At 52.2% G+C, this 15280-nt stretch carries 18 protein-coding genes and 4 tRNA genes; 10 read left to right on the top strand and 12 right to left on the bottom strand.

Annotated features, from left to right (window positions below; translation table 11 throughout):
• Positions 1 to 81: 81 nt before the first annotated feature.
• The 4 genes from F0319_RS21780 to F0319_RS21765 all read right to left on the bottom strand — a co-directional run bounded on the left by F0319_RS21780 (position 82) and on the right by F0319_RS21765 (position 2525).
• Positions 82 to 534 (bottom strand): MarR family winged helix-turn-helix transcriptional regulator, encoded by a 453-nt coding sequence (locus F0319_RS21780; protein WP_111964164.1) that lies wholly within the window; start codon positions 532 to 534, stop codon positions 82 to 84.
• A gap of 41 nt (positions 535 to 575) precedes the next feature.
• Entirely contained in the window at positions 576 to 1217 is a 642-nt protein-coding gene (locus F0319_RS21775; RefSeq protein ID WP_111964103.1) for a TetR/AcrR family transcriptional regulator, read from the bottom strand.
• A gap of 67 nt (positions 1218 to 1284) precedes the next feature.
• Positions 1285 to 1758, bottom strand: coding sequence for a threonine/serine exporter (locus F0319_RS21770; RefSeq protein WP_020885295.1), 474 nt, complete (start codon positions 1756 to 1758; stop codon positions 1285 to 1287).
• Positions 1749 to 2525 (bottom strand): threonine/serine exporter family protein, encoded by a 777-nt coding sequence (locus tag F0319_RS21765; RefSeq protein ID WP_115876516.1) that lies wholly within the window; start codon positions 2523 to 2525, stop codon positions 1749 to 1751. Before F0319_RS21765 ends, F0319_RS21770 begins: the two co-directional genes overlap by 10 nt.
• A 409-nt stretch (positions 2526 to 2934) precedes the next feature.
• On the opposite strand from F0319_RS21765, the gene F0319_RS21760 reads away from it, so the two are divergent.
• On the top strand, positions 2935 to 3672 hold the full coding sequence (locus tag F0319_RS21760; protein ID WP_111964101.1) for a helix-turn-helix transcriptional regulator: 738 nt from the start codon (positions 2935 to 2937) through the stop codon (positions 3670 to 3672).
• Entirely contained in the window at positions 3669 to 4304 is a 636-nt protein-coding gene (bglJ, locus tag F0319_RS21755) for a DNA-binding transcriptional activator BglJ (RefSeq protein WP_149367807.1), read from the top strand. The genes F0319_RS21760 and bglJ overlap by 4 nt, the downstream gene beginning before the upstream one ends.
• A gap of 38 nt (positions 4305 to 4342) precedes the next feature.
• On the opposite strand, the gene F0319_RS21750 is transcribed toward bglJ, so the two are convergent.
• Complete coding sequence (locus tag F0319_RS21750; protein WP_149367749.1) at positions 4343 to 4801, bottom strand: YbaK/EbsC family protein; 459 nt, start codon at positions 4799 to 4801, stop codon at positions 4343 to 4345.
• 328 nt (positions 4802 to 5129) lie between these two features.
• Here F0319_RS21750 and F0319_RS21745 point away from each other — a divergent pair, with 328 nt between their 5' ends.
• The gene (locus tag F0319_RS21745) at positions 5130 to 6476 is read left to right on the top strand and encodes a PTS sugar transporter subunit IIC (protein WP_133293741.1); all 1347 of its coding nucleotides are present in this window, start codon (positions 5130 to 5132) and stop codon (positions 6474 to 6476) included.
• 138 nt (positions 6477 to 6614) lie between these two features.
• On the opposite strand, the gene fhuF is transcribed toward F0319_RS21745, so the two are convergent.
• Together fhuF and F0319_RS21735 are read right to left on the bottom strand one after the other, a co-directional pair.
• Entirely contained in the window at positions 6615 to 7403 is a 789-nt protein-coding gene (fhuF, locus tag F0319_RS21740; protein ID WP_149367748.1) for a siderophore-iron reductase FhuF, read from the bottom strand.
• Between the two features lie 95 nt (positions 7404 to 7498).
• Positions 7499 to 8563, bottom strand: a complete 1065-nt coding sequence (locus F0319_RS21735) for a GGDEF domain-containing protein (protein WP_029740020.1) — start codon at positions 8561 to 8563, stop codon at positions 7499 to 7501.
• A 215-nt stretch (positions 8564 to 8778) separates the two neighbouring features.
• Here F0319_RS21735 and F0319_RS21730 point away from each other — a divergent pair, with 215 nt between their 5' ends.
• Positions 8779 to 9048 (top strand): DUF1435 domain-containing protein, encoded by a 270-nt coding sequence (locus tag F0319_RS21730; protein ID WP_188035117.1) that lies wholly within the window; start codon positions 8779 to 8781, stop codon positions 9046 to 9048.
• Positions 9049 to 9089: 41 nt separating this feature from the next.
• On the opposite strand, the gene F0319_RS21725 is transcribed toward F0319_RS21730, so the two are convergent.
• From F0319_RS21725 to rsmC, 5 genes are all read right to left on the bottom strand, one after another.
• Positions 9090 to 9175, bottom strand: a tRNA-Leu gene (locus F0319_RS21725).
• 33 nt (positions 9176 to 9208) lie between these two features.
• A tRNA-Leu gene (locus tag F0319_RS21720) sits at positions 9209 to 9295 on the bottom strand.
• Between the two features lie 28 nt (positions 9296 to 9323).
• Positions 9324 to 9410, bottom strand: a tRNA-Leu gene (locus F0319_RS21715).
• Positions 9411 to 9438: 28 nt separating this feature from the next.
• A tRNA-Leu gene (locus F0319_RS21710) sits at positions 9439 to 9525 on the bottom strand.
• 172 nt (positions 9526 to 9697) lie between these two features.
• Complete coding sequence (gene rsmC / locus F0319_RS21705) at positions 9698 to 10726, bottom strand: 16S rRNA (guanine(1207)-N(2))-methyltransferase RsmC (RefSeq protein WP_111964095.1); 1029 nt, start codon at positions 10724 to 10726, stop codon at positions 9698 to 9700.
• A 102-nt stretch (positions 10727 to 10828) separates the two neighbouring features.
• Between rsmC and F0319_RS21700 the strand changes: the two genes are divergently transcribed.
• From F0319_RS21700 to F0319_RS21675, 6 genes are all read left to right on the top strand, one after another.
• On the top strand, positions 10829 to 11242 hold the full coding sequence (locus F0319_RS21700; RefSeq protein WP_149367747.1) for a DNA polymerase III subunit psi: 414 nt from the start codon (positions 10829 to 10831) through the stop codon (positions 11240 to 11242).
• The gene (rimI, locus tag F0319_RS21695; RefSeq protein ID WP_111964094.1) at positions 11211 to 11654 is read left to right on the top strand and encodes a ribosomal protein S18-alanine N-acetyltransferase; all 444 of its coding nucleotides are present in this window, start codon (positions 11211 to 11213) and stop codon (positions 11652 to 11654) included. The genes F0319_RS21700 and rimI overlap by 32 nt, the downstream gene beginning before the upstream one ends.
• Before the next feature lie 19 nt (positions 11655 to 11673).
• Complete coding sequence (yjjG, locus tag F0319_RS21690) at positions 11674 to 12351, top strand: pyrimidine 5'-nucleotidase (protein ID WP_023310313.1); 678 nt, start codon at positions 11674 to 11676, stop codon at positions 12349 to 12351.
• Between the two features lie 91 nt (positions 12352 to 12442).
• The gene (gene prfC, locus F0319_RS21685; RefSeq protein WP_008502076.1) at positions 12443 to 14032 is read left to right on the top strand and encodes a peptide chain release factor 3; all 1590 of its coding nucleotides are present in this window, start codon (positions 12443 to 12445) and stop codon (positions 14030 to 14032) included.
• 299 nt (positions 14033 to 14331) lie between these two features.
• Positions 14332 to 14949, top strand: coding sequence for a molecular chaperone OsmY (gene osmY, locus F0319_RS21680; RefSeq protein WP_008502075.1), 618 nt, complete (start codon positions 14332 to 14334; stop codon positions 14947 to 14949).
• 127 nt (positions 14950 to 15076) lie between these two features.
• Positions 15077 to 15238 (top strand): DUF1328 domain-containing protein, encoded by a 162-nt coding sequence (locus F0319_RS21675; protein ID WP_003856556.1) that lies wholly within the window; start codon positions 15077 to 15079, stop codon positions 15236 to 15238.
• Positions 15239 to 15280 lie beyond the last annotated feature (42 nt).

Here is a 15280-nt window from a genome sequence, read left to right as displayed (position 1 = left end):
AGATTCCTCATCTTGTTTTTATATGTGCTATTAAATAGCGTGCGATATATATGGGTAAATAATAACGCGTAAAGTATAGCGTTACGCGCGGTGTAGCTGTTGTCGCAAAAGTTCGAGCTGCTGTTTGAGCGCCAGCAGGGTGTCAGTATCACACTGCGCTGCGCAACCAACCGCATCGGGAATACCCAATGCCTGCTGCTGGAGCTCACGTCCCGCTTCACTCAGGGTGACGGCGACCTGACGTTCGTCTTTACGCGAACGGTGACGGTTGATTAGGCCGGCACTTTCCAGCCGCTTCAACAGCGGCGTCAGCGTCGCAGAGTCCAGAAACAGCCGTTCGCCGATGTCCGACACCGTTATGTCATCCTGCTCCCACAGCACCAGCATCACCAGATATTGCGGGTAAGTCAGGTTCAGCGGTGCCAGCAGCTGCCGGTACAGCTTATTAAGCGCCAGATTTGCCGAATAGAGAGCAAAGCAGAGCTGGTTATCCAGCTTGAGCGCAGCGGTTGCGTCGTTCGTTTTCGCGTTCATGAGATGAATATAGATAGTGTGCGATTTAATTGCAAGCAATTTTATGGGCAGGTGTAACGGAGCGCTACCTGAACGGCCATTTTGCGGTAGTGCTCGCGCTGAGCCTGTTCGTCTGCGCCATCTTCAAACAACAGCGTAAAGGTGTAGCTGTTGGCAACGTAGTGAAAGCTGAAGCTGCTTATCAGGCGGTGAAGATCGCGGGCGTCAACGGTCTGGCTGAATAGCTGTTTTTCTTTGCCCCGGTGCAGGATGCCCTCCAGCAGGTCGAGCGCGCTACGGTTGACCTGACGAAGATAGTTCGACTGCTGCATAAAGCGGCCGCGCTGCATGTTTTCCATGCAGATAATACGGATGTAATCCGGATGGTCGGCATGATAGTCAAAGGTAGCTTCAACCAGATTGACCAGCGCTTCGACGGGAGGCATTCCCGCCAGGCTTAGCGCTTTTTCACTGGCGCGAATCTGAGTGTAAACATGTTCCAGGACCAGGAGATAGAGGTTCTCTTTATTCTTAAAATGGTAAACCACCATGCGTTTGGTCGTACCCGCTTTCTCCGCGATCTGCTCCATGCGGGCACCGTTCAATCCATACTCGGCAAAAAGCGCGATGGCGCTCTGAAAGATTTTCTCTTTCAGGCTAGATTCTTCGCTGTGCTCGGGGTGTTCGCTGCCAGGGTTAGCCACATCCTTTCCTTATTTTCACCAAACGGACCAGAAGGATTATCTCCACGGCAGCGAAATAACACAAATATCAAACGCGTGGGCGTTTGCGGTACAGCCACAGCCCGGGGATCGACAGCCCGATAGAGAGCGCGCCAACGATGGACGACGCCTTAAGAAAGTTGCTCAGGAGGAGGATCATCTGAGGTTCGGTGTAGCCAAAATGGCTGATTTTCACCGCGGAAATCATCGCTGTGTACGCAGATATGCCCGGGAACATCGGGATAACGGCGGCGACGGTGAACACTTTGGGATGCGCCAGATACCAGCGCGACCACTGGATGCCGATACTGCCAACCAGCATGGAAGCCATAAATGTTGACCATTCGATGTTAAAACCCGCCGTCATCATCACCATTCGCGAGCCATGCCCAATCGCGCCCAGCAGTGCACACCATGGCAACGCGCGTTGCGGAACGTTAAATACCATCGCAAATCCGACGGCAGGAATGGCGGCCAGAAGCATGTCCTGTGCCAGCGCCAGCAGAAAATCTATCACGCCCATCCGCGTAACCCCCAGAGTGTCATGGCCATGACCACGCCGATGCAGGTCGCCAGCGTCAGCAGGCTGGCAATAGCCCAGCGTGCCAGACCTGTATTGATGTGCCCTTTAAACATGTCGGCGACGGCGTTTATCAACGGAAAGCCCGGGACCAACAGAAGCACGCTGGCGGCCATAGCAATCGTCGGGGTGCTGGCAAACTGCGGCAGGCGCAGCAGCAGACCGGAAACCGTGGTGGCGACAAACGCGGTAATACAGAAGTTAATTTGCGGATGCAGCTGTCGGTGCGTCAGCAGCTGGCGAACATACATGGCGATGCTGCTGGCGAAAAAGGTGACGATCGCACCGTCCCAGCCGCCTTTATTGAGCTTACAAAAGCAGGCGCACGACAACCCTACCATCAACACGACAAGCCAGCGCGGATAACGTAATGGCTTAATTTGGCTGAACCTTTTTTCAATCTCCCGAAGTTCGAGAAGCTTATGTTCAGCAAGGATGACGATGTGCTGCACTTCGGTCACGACGTGCATGTTAATGCCACGGTCATGGTTTTTGCGGGTGGAGGTCAGGCACTGACCGTCTTTGATCGTGGTCAGCACAATGGCGTTGGATGAAATAGCGCTTTCAACGCTATCCATACCCAGCGCCAGTCCCAGTCGGGTGGAAAGCTCCTCAACCAGCGCGCTTTCCGCGCCGTGCTGGAGCAGAAAAAGACCGCACTGGATACATAGCCGCGTGATAGCACGCTGCGTTGACCGATCTGCCTGCATGTATTGTCCTGAAAAAGGGTGAAAGTTGCCGGTTGGCCCATAGCGATTACTTTTAACACAAAGTGCAGTGTCTCTTGCTGTGGGTCAGATCAAGGTTTATGCAAACAGTTGCCGCCCCTTAGTGCGGAGGAGGTTGGGATTAATTTATCATTTTCATGAATAATTAATATTGAAAGATAAGTTATTTATATTTAGTTATTCTAATTTTATATTGTAGTTATTTTAATGGCACTGCAATTAAATTTAGTTTCGCTTTGTGAGATATTACTGCTGTTTAGGCATTTCTTATACTAAGAATACATCTCATCTTCTGCTTGTATTAACCTGCATTTCAATCAGGGACAAAAATACTCATACGTTGATGCGTTTTAATGTCACTCATCAAACGAAGAATGGACACGGAGGGTCTATGTTGTCATTGCACGGTAAGCATAGCGTTATCATTAGCCGGATACCTGTGATGCAAAACGGGTTAGGGGGCGTGATGACTCGCAATTTCCCCGATTTTGAATTGACCTATTGCAGCTCATTGCAGGAGTTAACTCTGCTCCAGTTACGCCGCGCTGACGTCATCATTGCAGACATTTCAGGCGAATACTGGAATCCTCGGGGCGCGCTCGAAGAGTATTTCAGTTTAATGAATCAATACCGGGATATTCACTGGATCTTTTTAGTTTCGCGACCACTTAACCCTATTGCCGTTGAGTTACTTGTGCGCCCTGAAAGTACGTTGCTTTCTGATATGGAACCTATTGAAGGCTTAGTTAACGCTGTACGGGCAGGACGAGAACGCGCAGAGCGGGTAAGCCAGATGTTGTTAACCCCGGAACCTCTAAGTTCAGAGGAGGAAAACGAACATCTTATCGCTCTCACGCACTCCGAACGCAAGGTACTGAGACTTTTAGGTAAAGGATGGGGGATCAACCAAATCGCTACATTGCTCAAGAAGAGCAATAAAACCATCAGTGCGCAGAAAAACAGTGCGATGCGACGACTTTCATTACGTAGTAATGCAGATATGTACGCCTGGATAAACAGTTCACAGGGAATGCGAGAGCTGAGTTTGATGTCAGCCTATGGAGAGTTCGAAGAATGGAAAAAACCGATTCAACAAGCCATATTGCCATCGTCGAAAATTGCACGATGAGTGCTGTTGGGCTACAGCATCTTTTTGCGATGCCCGGCCTGAATCATTATCAACTGCATCTGTTTAGTGAATTTGACAGCTTTAAGAAAGCACTTCAGCACGTCAATTTTTTCTCGCTGATCTATTCCTATTCCGATGCTCGGGAAAAGCGTCGTAGCTGCCTGGCGCACCTGCGGGATTTTGCGTTTACGCATGGTCATATCCAGCGCATCATCCTGGTTGCAGACGAGATGGAAGCAAGATTAATTAGCCATCTTTCCCCGTCACGCCTTCACGGTGTGGTTAGTAAATCGCTGACGCTTGAGCACCTGCAGAAGGAACTCATGGTGTTGTTGAGTGAAACCTTGCGCATCAATGACAATATGATGAATCACTGGTACCGGAGTCAAAGCAGAATGTTAAGCCCAACGGAAAGGGCAATACTGCGGTATATGTCTTGCGGATACTCCATTCCTCAAATCGCGGCACGGCTTGAACGCAATATTAAGACCATCCGGGCGCATAAGTTTAATGCGATGGTGAAGCTGGGGGTGAACTCTGACGTAGGGTTGCTTGATGCGGCAGATATTATTACCCACCTTTCGGCAAGAGAACCGCGAAGTTCGACACTTAGCAAGCCGACCTTTTTATAACCTGCCTGTTGCGCGCCAGACAGGCTCTGGCGCATCAATCAGATGCAAACATCCACCCATTTTGCGGAAGTCAGCTCTGCCATTCTGTCAGGTGAGATACGCACAGCGCTGTGAATTGCGCCTGCGGCGGGCAGCACTTCGGCGTACTGCTTTAACGAGACATCGCAGTAAACCGCGAGCGGGTTTTCCAGGCCGAACGGGCACACGCCCCCAACGGGGTGACCGGTTATGGTCACCACTTCATCACTGCTGAGCATGCGCGCTTTTGCACCAAAGGTGTCTTTTAGCTTTTTGTTATCCAGGCGCGCATCGCCTTTCGCTACCACCAGAATCACCTCATTTTTCACCTTAAGTGACAAGGTCTTGGCGATTTGCCCCGGTTCCACACGGTGGGCGGCAGCAGCCAACGCAACGGTAGCGGTACTCTGGTTAAGTTCAATGACGTCTATATCCGGCGCGTTGTCGGCAAAAAACTGCTGTACAGACTGCAAACTCATTGTTTCCTCCTGACAAATATCCTGCGTAATCTGTCATAAGAATTTATGCTCTGTAAATATCTCTTCAGTAACAAATATACCGAACGGCTGATTTCTGGATCATCTTCACAATCACGGAAACCGGTTACAGTAACCGGTTGCAGAGCGTGATGCGTCGATTAATACTGAGTACGTAACGTCCCCTGTATCTAATAATAAGAGCAAATTATGAAACCATTCCGTCTTAGCAGTACTACTGGTACACAAGCCAGCAAGGTTGTGAAGGTGATTTATGGAACAACGTGCGGCGCAAATGTGCCCGTAACAAACGTCTGACAGGAGATCTGCCATGTCTGCCAACCATGCTGCGTTTAACCTGATATTCCGTTTTGTTGAAAATTACGTCAGCCCGATTGCCGGGCGGATTTCTTCCCAGCGTCATGTGATGGCCATTCGTGATGGGTTCATCTCCGCGATGCCATTCATGATTGTGGGTTCATTTTTGTTAGTGTTCGCATACCCGCCGTTTTCGCCTGATACCACCTGGAGTTTCGCCCGCGCCTGGCTGGATATGGCGAAGCAGTTTGAAGGTCAGATCCTGACGCCGTTTGATATGACGATGGGCATTATGTCCATTTATATCTGTGCGGCCATTGCCTATAACCTTGGCAAACACTATGTCAAATCGCACCAGTTAGACCCGTTTATGTGCGCCATGCTGTCGCTGATGGCATTTCTGCTGGTCGCGGCACCGAAAACCAAAGGCACGCTGCCTGTCGACAGCCTGGGTGGAACGGGGATTTTTACCGCGATTCTGGTGGCGATCTACTGCGTTGAGATGATGCGTTTCCTCAAGGTGCACAACATCGGTATTCGCCTGCCAGACCAGGTACCTCCGATGATCAAAAACTCTTTTGATCTGCTCATCCCTGTGCTGGTGGTGGTCTTGACGCTTTACCCTCTGAGCCTGGTCATTCAGTCTCAGTTCGGCATGCTGATCCCGCAGGCCATTATGTCGGTCTTTAAACCTCTTGTTTCCGCAGCGGATTCCCTGCCTGCGATCCTGCTGGCCGTGTTGATTGGTCATCTGTTGTGGTTCGCCGGGATCCACGGAGCCGCCATCGTCTCCGGGATGCTGCAGATGTTCTGGCTCACGAACCTCGGCGCGAACCAGACCGCTCTGGCCGCCAGCCAGCCTCTGCCGCATATTTTTATGGAGGCGTTCTGGACGTTCTTTATCGTGATTGGCGGGTCGGGCGCCACGATGGGGCTGGTGATTTGCTATCTGCGTAGCCGTTCAGCGCATTTACGCTCTATCGGGCGTTTGAGCGTGGTACCCAGCTTCTTTAACATCAATGAACCTGTCATTTTCGGTACGCCGATTGTGATGAACCCGGTGTTCTTTATTCCGTTCCTGCTGGCACCGATGGTAAATGCCGTGCTGGCCTGGGCGGCGATGACGTTTGATCTGATTGGCCGCGTCATCTCAGTAGTCCCCTGGACAGCACCGGCGCCAATAGGTGCAGCGTGGGCTCTGGGCTGGGATTTCCGCGCGGCTATTCTGGTTGTTGTTCTTGCCTGCGTATCGGCAATCATCTACTTCCCGTTCTTCAAAGTATACGAGAAACAGCTGCTGGAGCAGGAAGCGGAAGAAGCGCAGCGTAACGCGGAAGAGGACAATCAGCAGGTGGCATAGGTAAAAGCAAAACGGCAACGCACGTTGCCGTTTTTAGTGTTTGTTCCTTCTTCCCGTGGGAGAGGGTCAGGGTGAGGGCATCAGGCCGGGCCCGTTTTTAGGTCCGGTAAGCGAACCGCCACCGGGCAATTCACTGCTCTACTTTAGCGTGCAATCCCCGCACTGCTTAACGTCCGGCAGGCGATAGCGCTGGCAGCAGGTGCGGCGAACCATAAGCCCATCACGGAGCACGACGGTGCGGAATAGCGGGTTGTCACGGCCATCGGAAAGCTGTTTTGCAAAGAAACAGGACTGACGCAGGGCATCAACGTTCTCATCACCAAGCAGAGGCTTCATTTCCGTTAAATACCAGTGGATTAAATAGCCCGTATTGCTCCAGATAAGCTTTGCGTTAATCTCTCCCGTCGCTTCAAGCACTTCCACCACCGGAATCAGGGCCTGGATGATAAGCTGCTCCATACGCTCCTGAGCCGTCAGGCGTTTAGCGTTCTGGTCTTCGTGGAGATCAATCCAGAAACAGGCCGCACGTCCGGTTTCGTGGAACTCGACGTGGAAATTATCCGGCGAGAGTTCCAGCATGCTCTTCTGTGTTAACAGCGCCAGCATCAGCGGTGGCACCATCAGCCCGATATACCACTGCGCCCAGAGAGAGAGCAGGGGTTTATTTTCCCGCGTAAGGGTGGGCTGATTGCGATAGATATGGTCGGAATAGGTAGCCAGCAGAGACTGCAGTTTTGTCGGGTGACGCCACTCTGAGAGCGTCATGGCGTGATTCGGGTGCGCTTCATCAAGCCTGATGAAGTCCAGCAGGTGGGCGCGCGTCTCCGCAATCTTATCCCGTATGGCATCCGCAAGCGAAACATTCCCGCTGGTGAGGGGCGCTCGCCAGGGGAGTGGTTCGACGATGTGTGCGGTATGCGTAGCCATAGTATAGATAGAAATCTAAATGATAATGATTGCCAATCCTAACTATTGCTTATACCAATGGCAAGACTTTTGTCCGGGTGACATCGTCGTGATGTTTAAGCCGTCTGCAGCTCTTCACTCAGCAGAATGTTATTGCGCCCCATATGCTTGGCTTCATAGAGGGCTTTGTCCGCTTTTTCCAGCGCGCCTTCTACGTCTTCATCCTCGAAAATGGCAATACCAATGCTGATGGTGACGTTTGTCGCGACGCTCTCGTTAAACAGATGCGGGATTTTCAAATCGTAGACTTTCTGACGGATCCGCTCGGCCGTCTGGCGAGCATGTTCGAGAGAAATATTAGTCAACAGCACCATAAACTCTTCCCCGCCAAAACGCGCCACAATATCGCGGGAACGCACGGCATCGCGGATTGCCGCAGAGACACGCTTCAGCGCCTGGTCGCCCATCATATGGCCATAATGATCGTTATAGGCTTTGAAGTGGTCGATATCCATCAGCAGGACAAAATGTTCGCCATTTTCAACCGTCGGCAGATTCTCGAGACGGCTTTGCAGACCGCGACGATTATAAAGCCCGGTAAGCGGGTCCATCATGCTGAGATCGGTAAGAGTTTCTCGCTCTTCCAGAAGACGTGAGAGCAGCTCCTGAGCAAAACGGTCGTTACGTGTTTGCAAAATGTTATGAATAGCAATTGCCACCACAGGAAGTGCGAAAGAATAGGTCATTCTCAGCCATATATCATGATCGCTTAACCACAGGCAGACAATAAACGTAGGCAGTGAATGCAGCGTAAAGGCTTTGATATTACTGGCGAATGCCAGCGTTCCGATAAAAAGCACCGTTAATAGGGCGATTAACAAATACGTCGCGTGATCGTGGGTAATTAAGGCGAATTTAGACACAATTTGCCAGGCCCACAAAATACCGAATATCCCTGAAACAACAGGAATATTTATCTTCCGCGCGCGCTTTCTCCAGTGCCAGACGAACAGACCGGTGCTGATGGAGAAAATAGCAATAAGTGGGGCTGATAACAGGCGTACAGAATTGAGCGGATTTGTTACCGAGAACACTGCCGAGGTTGCGTTCAGAAATAAAAATAAACGTAACGACAATTGATATTTTCTGTGAACCAAAGACCGCCAGGATTGTGATGTCATAGTCGTGCGTTTTTATTAAAATTTAATTAAAACAAATAAGTAGGTGCTGTATCGCAATAAAATATGAAAAAAACTCAAAGAGTAATTATCAGAAAATCTTTAGATGTTGTTAACAGGTGTGCAATTTATCACCTTAGGCAATTCCTGTCATTACGGGAAAGGTAAAGGACGATGGATTTTGATTCATTCAGCTGACAAATGATAATCCGTGTCATATGATATTGGTTATCATTATCGTTTTTAGAGGGCAGAGCATGTTGAACAGGGCGCTTGGCAGTGGTTGGGGGGTATTGCTACCGGGAGCCATTCTCGGCGGGTTGATGTTTGCCGATCTCTCCCTTGATACATGGAAAGCGATCATTGTGTCAGGACTGTTAGTCACGTCAGGCATGATCTGGCATAAGCAACTGCGCCACTTTGTTTTACTACCATCATGTGTAGCACTGGTCAGTGGAATTCTGGTGATACTGATGAGCTTGAAATAACAGGGAAAAGAAGAGGAACTACAGAAGGGATGTAAGATAATTGGTGCGAGGGGGGGGACTCGAACCCCCACATCCTAAGGACACTAACACCTGAAGCTAGCGCGTCTACCAATTCCGCCACCTTCGCACAGTCATCTTACTATTGTTGATATCGCCTCGTTGGTGCGAGGGGGGGGACTCGAACCCCCACATCCGTAAGGACACTAACACCTGAAGCTAGCGCGTCTACCAATTCCGCCACCTTCGCCCAGTGCGAGCAATATCATTGTGATTTATGGTGCGAGGGGGGGGACTCGAACCCCCACATCCGTAAGGACACTAACACCTGAAGCTAGCGCGTCTACCAATTCCGCCACCTTCGCCCAGTGCGAGCAATATCATTGTGATTTATGGTGCGAGGGGGGGGACTCGAACCCCCACATCCGTAAGGACACTAACACCTGAAGCTAGCGCGTCTACCAATTCCGCCACCTTCGCATACCATCGATACTGTAAAAGTATCGTAACCACGGAGGCGCATTCTAGATGTTTTCAGCTTTACGTCAACAGAAAAGTGCGCGCGACGCCTTGATTGCTGCAAAAATGGCCGATGCAGGCGCCATGCGGAGCCGGATGGTGCTTGAACTTATCCGGCCTGCATGAGTGGAGATTACTTTTTGGCCTGACGCGTCATCACGGTACGGTAGACCTTAAAGCGGCCGGTCTGGGCGATCACTTCGTGGAAACCGAAGGTTTCGTCCAGCACTTTCGGGTACGCCAGGAAGGCGTTCGCGACAATACGCAGCTCACCGCCGCTGTTGAGGTGACGGACCGCGCCACGGATCAGCGTTTGCGCGGCTTCCAGGCTGGTCTCCATGCCGTCGTGGAACGGCGGGTTAGAGATGATCATGTCGAAGCGACCGGTGACGTCGGAGAAGACGTTGCTGGCAATCACCTCGCCTTCAATACCGTTTGCGGCAAGCGTTGCGCGGCTGGCTTCTACCGCCGGAGCGCTCACGTCACACAGGGTTAAGCGCACTTTTGGTGAATGGCTGGCGAGCACGGTAGAGAGCACGCCCGCGCCGCATCCCACGTCCAGCACTTTGCCTTTGGTGTGCGGCGTCAGGGTGGAGAGCAACAGCTTGCTGCCCGTATCCAGCGCGTCGCGGCTGAACACGCCCGGCAGGGTTTTGATGGTCAGGCCGTCAAGCTGGTACTCGTCCCAGTAAGCCTGGGGATCAAACGTTGTCTGTTTTTCCAGACGGCCATGGTACAGACCACAGCGGCGAGCGCTGTCGACTTTATTCAACGGCGCGTAGCCTTCCAGCATCTGTTCAGCGCTACGCACGCCGCTGCGGTTTTCACCGACCACGAAAATATCGCAGCCGACCGGCAGCAGGGAGAGCAGGTTCATCAGCTGGAACTGGGCCTCAGGTTTATTCTTCGGCCAGTAGTAGATCAGCGTATCGCAGTCGGCAATATCGCTCTGCTCTGCCACCAGGCTAAAGCGCGCGCGCTCGCCCATCTGGCGGCTCAGCACCTGCCAGTGATGGTAGTATTGGGTATGGGCACGGCTTTCAGCACAGTCGAAACGCGCAGGCAGGTCATCCTGCATATCTCCGGCAAAAAGAATACGGCTTTCTTCGAAATCATCACTGTGACGCAGCAAGACTTCACTTGCCGGGGTAAATGCAGACATGAATTGTTCCTCAATAAACTCAGGCGGGGATTATAGTAGGTAGATGGCGCACTTTCGACACATTTGCTATATTTGCGCGCCTGAGAGACAGGAGTTTTCCCTATGACATCCCGACGAGACTGGCAGTTGCAGCAGCTGGGCATTACCCAGTGGGCTTTGCGTCGCCCGACGGCGTTGCAGGGCGAAATCGCCATCTCCATCCCGGCGCACGTTCGTCTGGTGATGGTGGCAGAAGAACTGCCTGCCCTGAATGACCCCCTGATCGGTGATGTCCTTCGCTGCCTGAAGCTGACGGCCGACCAGGTTTTACCGCTGACGCCAGAGCGTGTCGCGATGCTGCCTCCTGATAGCCGCTGTAACATCTGGCGTATCGGAGAGGCAAATGAGATCTCTCTTCAGGGGAGCCAGATCTGCTCGCCAGCGCTGGACGAACTGAAAGCCAACCCAAAAGCGCGCAGCGCGCTATGGCAACAAATCTGCGAATATGAACACGATTTCTTCCCTCACGACGCCTGACCTGTCCACAGCGTTCGCGATTGAAACACGCGCCCATGCGTTTCCATGGAGCGAAAAAACCTTCGCCAGTAATCAGGGCGAACGGTATCTGAACTACCGCCTGGACGTTGACGGCACCATGGCCGCTTTCGCGATCACGCAGGTTGTTCTTGATGAAGCGACGCTGTTTAATATCGCGGTTGATCCCGCGTTTCAGCGCCGTGGGCTGGGAAGAGAACTGCTTGAGCACCTCATCCGTGAGCTCGAAACCCGTGACGTTTTCACCCTGTGGCTGGAGGTGCGCGCGTCGAATGTCGCCGCCATCGCGCTCTATCAAAGCTTAGGCTTTAACGAGGCGACAATCCGCCGTAACTACTACCCCACCGCAGAGGGACGTGAAGACGCCATTATCATGGCTCTGCCGATTGGATAACGAATATAAGGTTGTAACGATGAAATGGGACTGGATTTTCTTTGATGCCGACGAAACGCTGTTTACGTTTGATTCGTTCGGCGGCCTGCAGCGGATGTTTCTCGACTATAGCGTGACCTTCACCGCTGAAGATTTTCAGGACTATCAGGCGGTAAATAAGCCGCTGTGGGTGGATTACCAGAACGGTGCCATCACCGCGTTACAGCTTCAGCACCAGCGCTTTGACGTCTGGGCGGAACGCTTAAAGGTCAGTCCGGGGACGCTGAACGATGCGTTCCTGAACGCGATGGCCGATATTTGTGCGCCACTGCCGGGCGCGGTTTCCCTGCTGAATGCGTTGAAAGGCAAGGTGAAACTGGGGATCATCACCAACGGTTTTACCGCCCTGCAGCAGATCCGCCTTGAGCGCACCGGCCTGCGCGATCATTTCGACGCGCTGGTGATCTCGGAAGAGGTTGGCGTGCCGAAGCCGGATCCGCGTATTTTCGATTATGCGCTGGCGCAGGCCGGAAATCCCGACCGCGATCGCGTCCTGATGGTGGGTGATACGGCAGAGTCAGATATCCTGGGCGGCATGAAGTCAGGTCTGTCGACCGTGTGGCTCAACGCGCATGGCCGCGTGAAGCCTGAAGGCATCGAGCCGACCTGGACCGTGACGTCGTTGAACGAACTGGAGCAACTCCTGTGTAAACAATGATTGCCTGCCCCCCGTTGATGGGTAAAATAGCCGCAATTTTATATTCCATGATGCGTGGCGTGCTGCCGTGCTTATAAAAGAAGATTTAATTATGACGTTGTCTCCTTATCTGCAAGAGGTGGCCAAGCGCCGCACTTTTGCCATTATCTCTCACCCGGATGCCGGTAAAACGACCATCACCGAGAAGGTGTTGCTGTTCGGACAGGCGATCCAGACTGCGGGTACCGTTAAAGGCCGTGGTTCCAGCCAGCATGCAAAATCCGACTGGATGGAGATGGAAAAACAGCGTGGTATTTCGATTACCACCTCCGTAATGCAGTTCCCGTATCACGACTGCCTGGTGAACCTGCTGGACACCCCGGGCCACGAAGACTTCTCCGAAGATACCTACCGTACCCTGACGGCGGTGGACTGCTGCCTGATGGTGATCGACGCCGCGAAAGGTGTAGAAGACAGGACCCGTAAGCTGATGGAAGTCACCCGTCTGCGCGATACGCCGATCCTCACCTTTATGAACAAGCTTGACCGTGACATCCGCGATCCGATGGAGCTGATGGATGAAGTGGAAAACGAGCTGAAGATCGCCTGTGCGCCAATCACCTGGCCGATTGGCTGCGGTAAGCTGTTCAAAGGGGTTTATCACCTCTATAAAGACGAAACTTACCTGTATCAGACCGGTAAAGGCCACACCATTCAGGAAGTGCGCATTGTTAAAGGTCTGGACAACCCGGATCTGGACGCTGCGGTTGGCGAAGAGCTGGCCGCGCAGCTGCGCGACGAGCTGGAGCTGGTGAAGGGCGCGTCTCACGAATTCGACAAAGAGCTGTTCCTGAGCGGCGAAATTACCCCAGTCTTCTTCGGTACCGCACTGGGTAACTTCGGCGTTGACCACATGCTCGACGGTCTGGTGGAGTGGGCGCCGCAGCCGATGCCGCGCAAAACCGACACCCGTGAAGTGGAAGCAAAAGAAGAGAAGTTCACCGGCTTCGTGTTTAAGATTCAGGCCAACATGGATCCGAAACACCGTGACCGCGTGGCCTTTATGCGCGTGGTGTCCGGTAAATATGAAAAGGGCATGAAGCTGCGCCAGGTGCGTATCGGGAAAGACGTTGTCATCTCCGACGCGCTGACCTTTATGGCGGGTGACCGTTCGCACGTTGAAGAGGCCTATCCGGGCGACATCATTGGGCTGCACAACCACGGCACCATCCAGATCGGTGATACCTTCACCCAGGGCGAAATGATGAAGTTCACCGGTATTCCGAACTTCGCGCCAGAACTGTTCCGTCGTATTCGTCTGCGCGATCCGCTTAAGCAGAAACAGCTGCTGAAAGGCCTGGTTCAACTCTCTGAAGAGGGTGCCGTGCAGGTGTTCCGCCCAATCGCGAATAACGATCTGATTGTTGGCGCGGTCGGCGTGCTGCAGTTTGACGTGGTCGTTGCGCGTCTGAAGAGCGAGTACAACGTGGAGGCGATTTACGAATCGGTGAACGTCGCGACCGCGCGCTGGGTTGAGTGTTCTGACGTGAAGAAATTCGAAGAATTTAAGCGTAAGAATGAAGTCCAGCTGGCGCTGGATGGCGGCGATAACCTGACCTATATCGCGCCAACGATGGTGAACCTGAACCTGACGCAGGAACGTTACCCTGACGTTCAGTTCCGTAAAACCCGCGAGCACTAATCCCCTCTCTGAGCACGGCTCCCGCCGTGCTCTTCTTTAATTCCTGTCTTATTAATCCCTTGCGGAATGTTCTTAATTCAACGCAATTTCACGCTATTCGCGCGTTTTTTGCCCAATTCTGAAAGCGGCTGTGTGAGAGTGATCTATATTTAACTCAGTGTTTAACACCGGGCGTGGATAAATTAACTGTTCAATGCATGACTTTAGGTTATCCATTTTGCCCGCGTGTTTATTCGCAATATATAAAACTACTAAGGAAGTATGCAGCCCGAATAACGGGTCAACACAGGAATAGATCGATGAATATGACAAGACTGAAGATTTCTAAAACTCTGCTGGCTGTAACTCTGGGTAGCGTTCTGGTGAGCGGCTCCGCCCTGGCGGAAAGCAGCACCATGGATAAAGCACAATCCACGGCCGATAGCGCAGGGCAAAAAATCGATAGCTCTATGAATAAAGTCGGCAATTTCATGGATGACAGCTCAATCACAGCAAAAGTGAAAGCCGCACTGGTGGATGATGAAGCCATTAAGAGCACCGACATTTCCGTTAAGACCGACAAGAAAGTGGTCACGCTGAGCGGCTTTGTCGAAAGCCAGGCTCAGGCTGAACAGGCGGTAAAAGTGGCGAAGGGCGTCGAAGGTGTCGCCTCCGTCAGCGATAAGCTGCACGTCCGTGACGGCAAAAACGCGTCGGTGAAAGGTTATGCCGGTGATGCTGCCACCACCAGCGAAATCAAAGCTAAACTTTTAGCGGATGACATCGTGCCGTCCCGTAAGGTGAAAGTAGAAACCACCGATGGCGTGGTTCAGCTTTCCGGTACGGTAGATTCGCAGGCGCAAAGTGAACGTGCCGAGTCCATCGCGAAAGCGATTGACGGTGTGAAAAGCGTTAAAAACGATCTGAAAACGAAGTAAATCTTGACCATTCGCCCGTCTGGCTAACACCAGCGGGCGAAATAAGAACGACTCTGGAAAAACGCCGGTGAGTGACCTGAGCGCTCACGTTTAGCGGCCGACATTAACTATGGTAAAGGAGAAGCTTATGTTTCGTTGGGGCATTATATTTCTGGTTATCGCGTTAATTGCCGCCGCATTGGGCTTTGGTGGACTGGCAGGTACAGCGGCATGGGCAGCTAAAATTGTCTTCGTTGTGGGTATTATTCTGTTCCTGGTCAGCCTGTTTACGGGACGTCGACGTCCATAGCAAACGCAATATTCCTTCAACAAAATAAAGCCAGTCACTGTG

Source organism: Enterobacter vonholyi (assembly GCF_008364555.1).
Lineage (GTDB): Bacteria > Pseudomonadota > Gammaproteobacteria > Enterobacterales > Enterobacteriaceae > Enterobacter > Enterobacter vonholyi.
The sequence above is the reverse complement of the archived record's forward strand: the minus strand, read 5'-3'. Positions and strand labels throughout refer to the sequence as shown.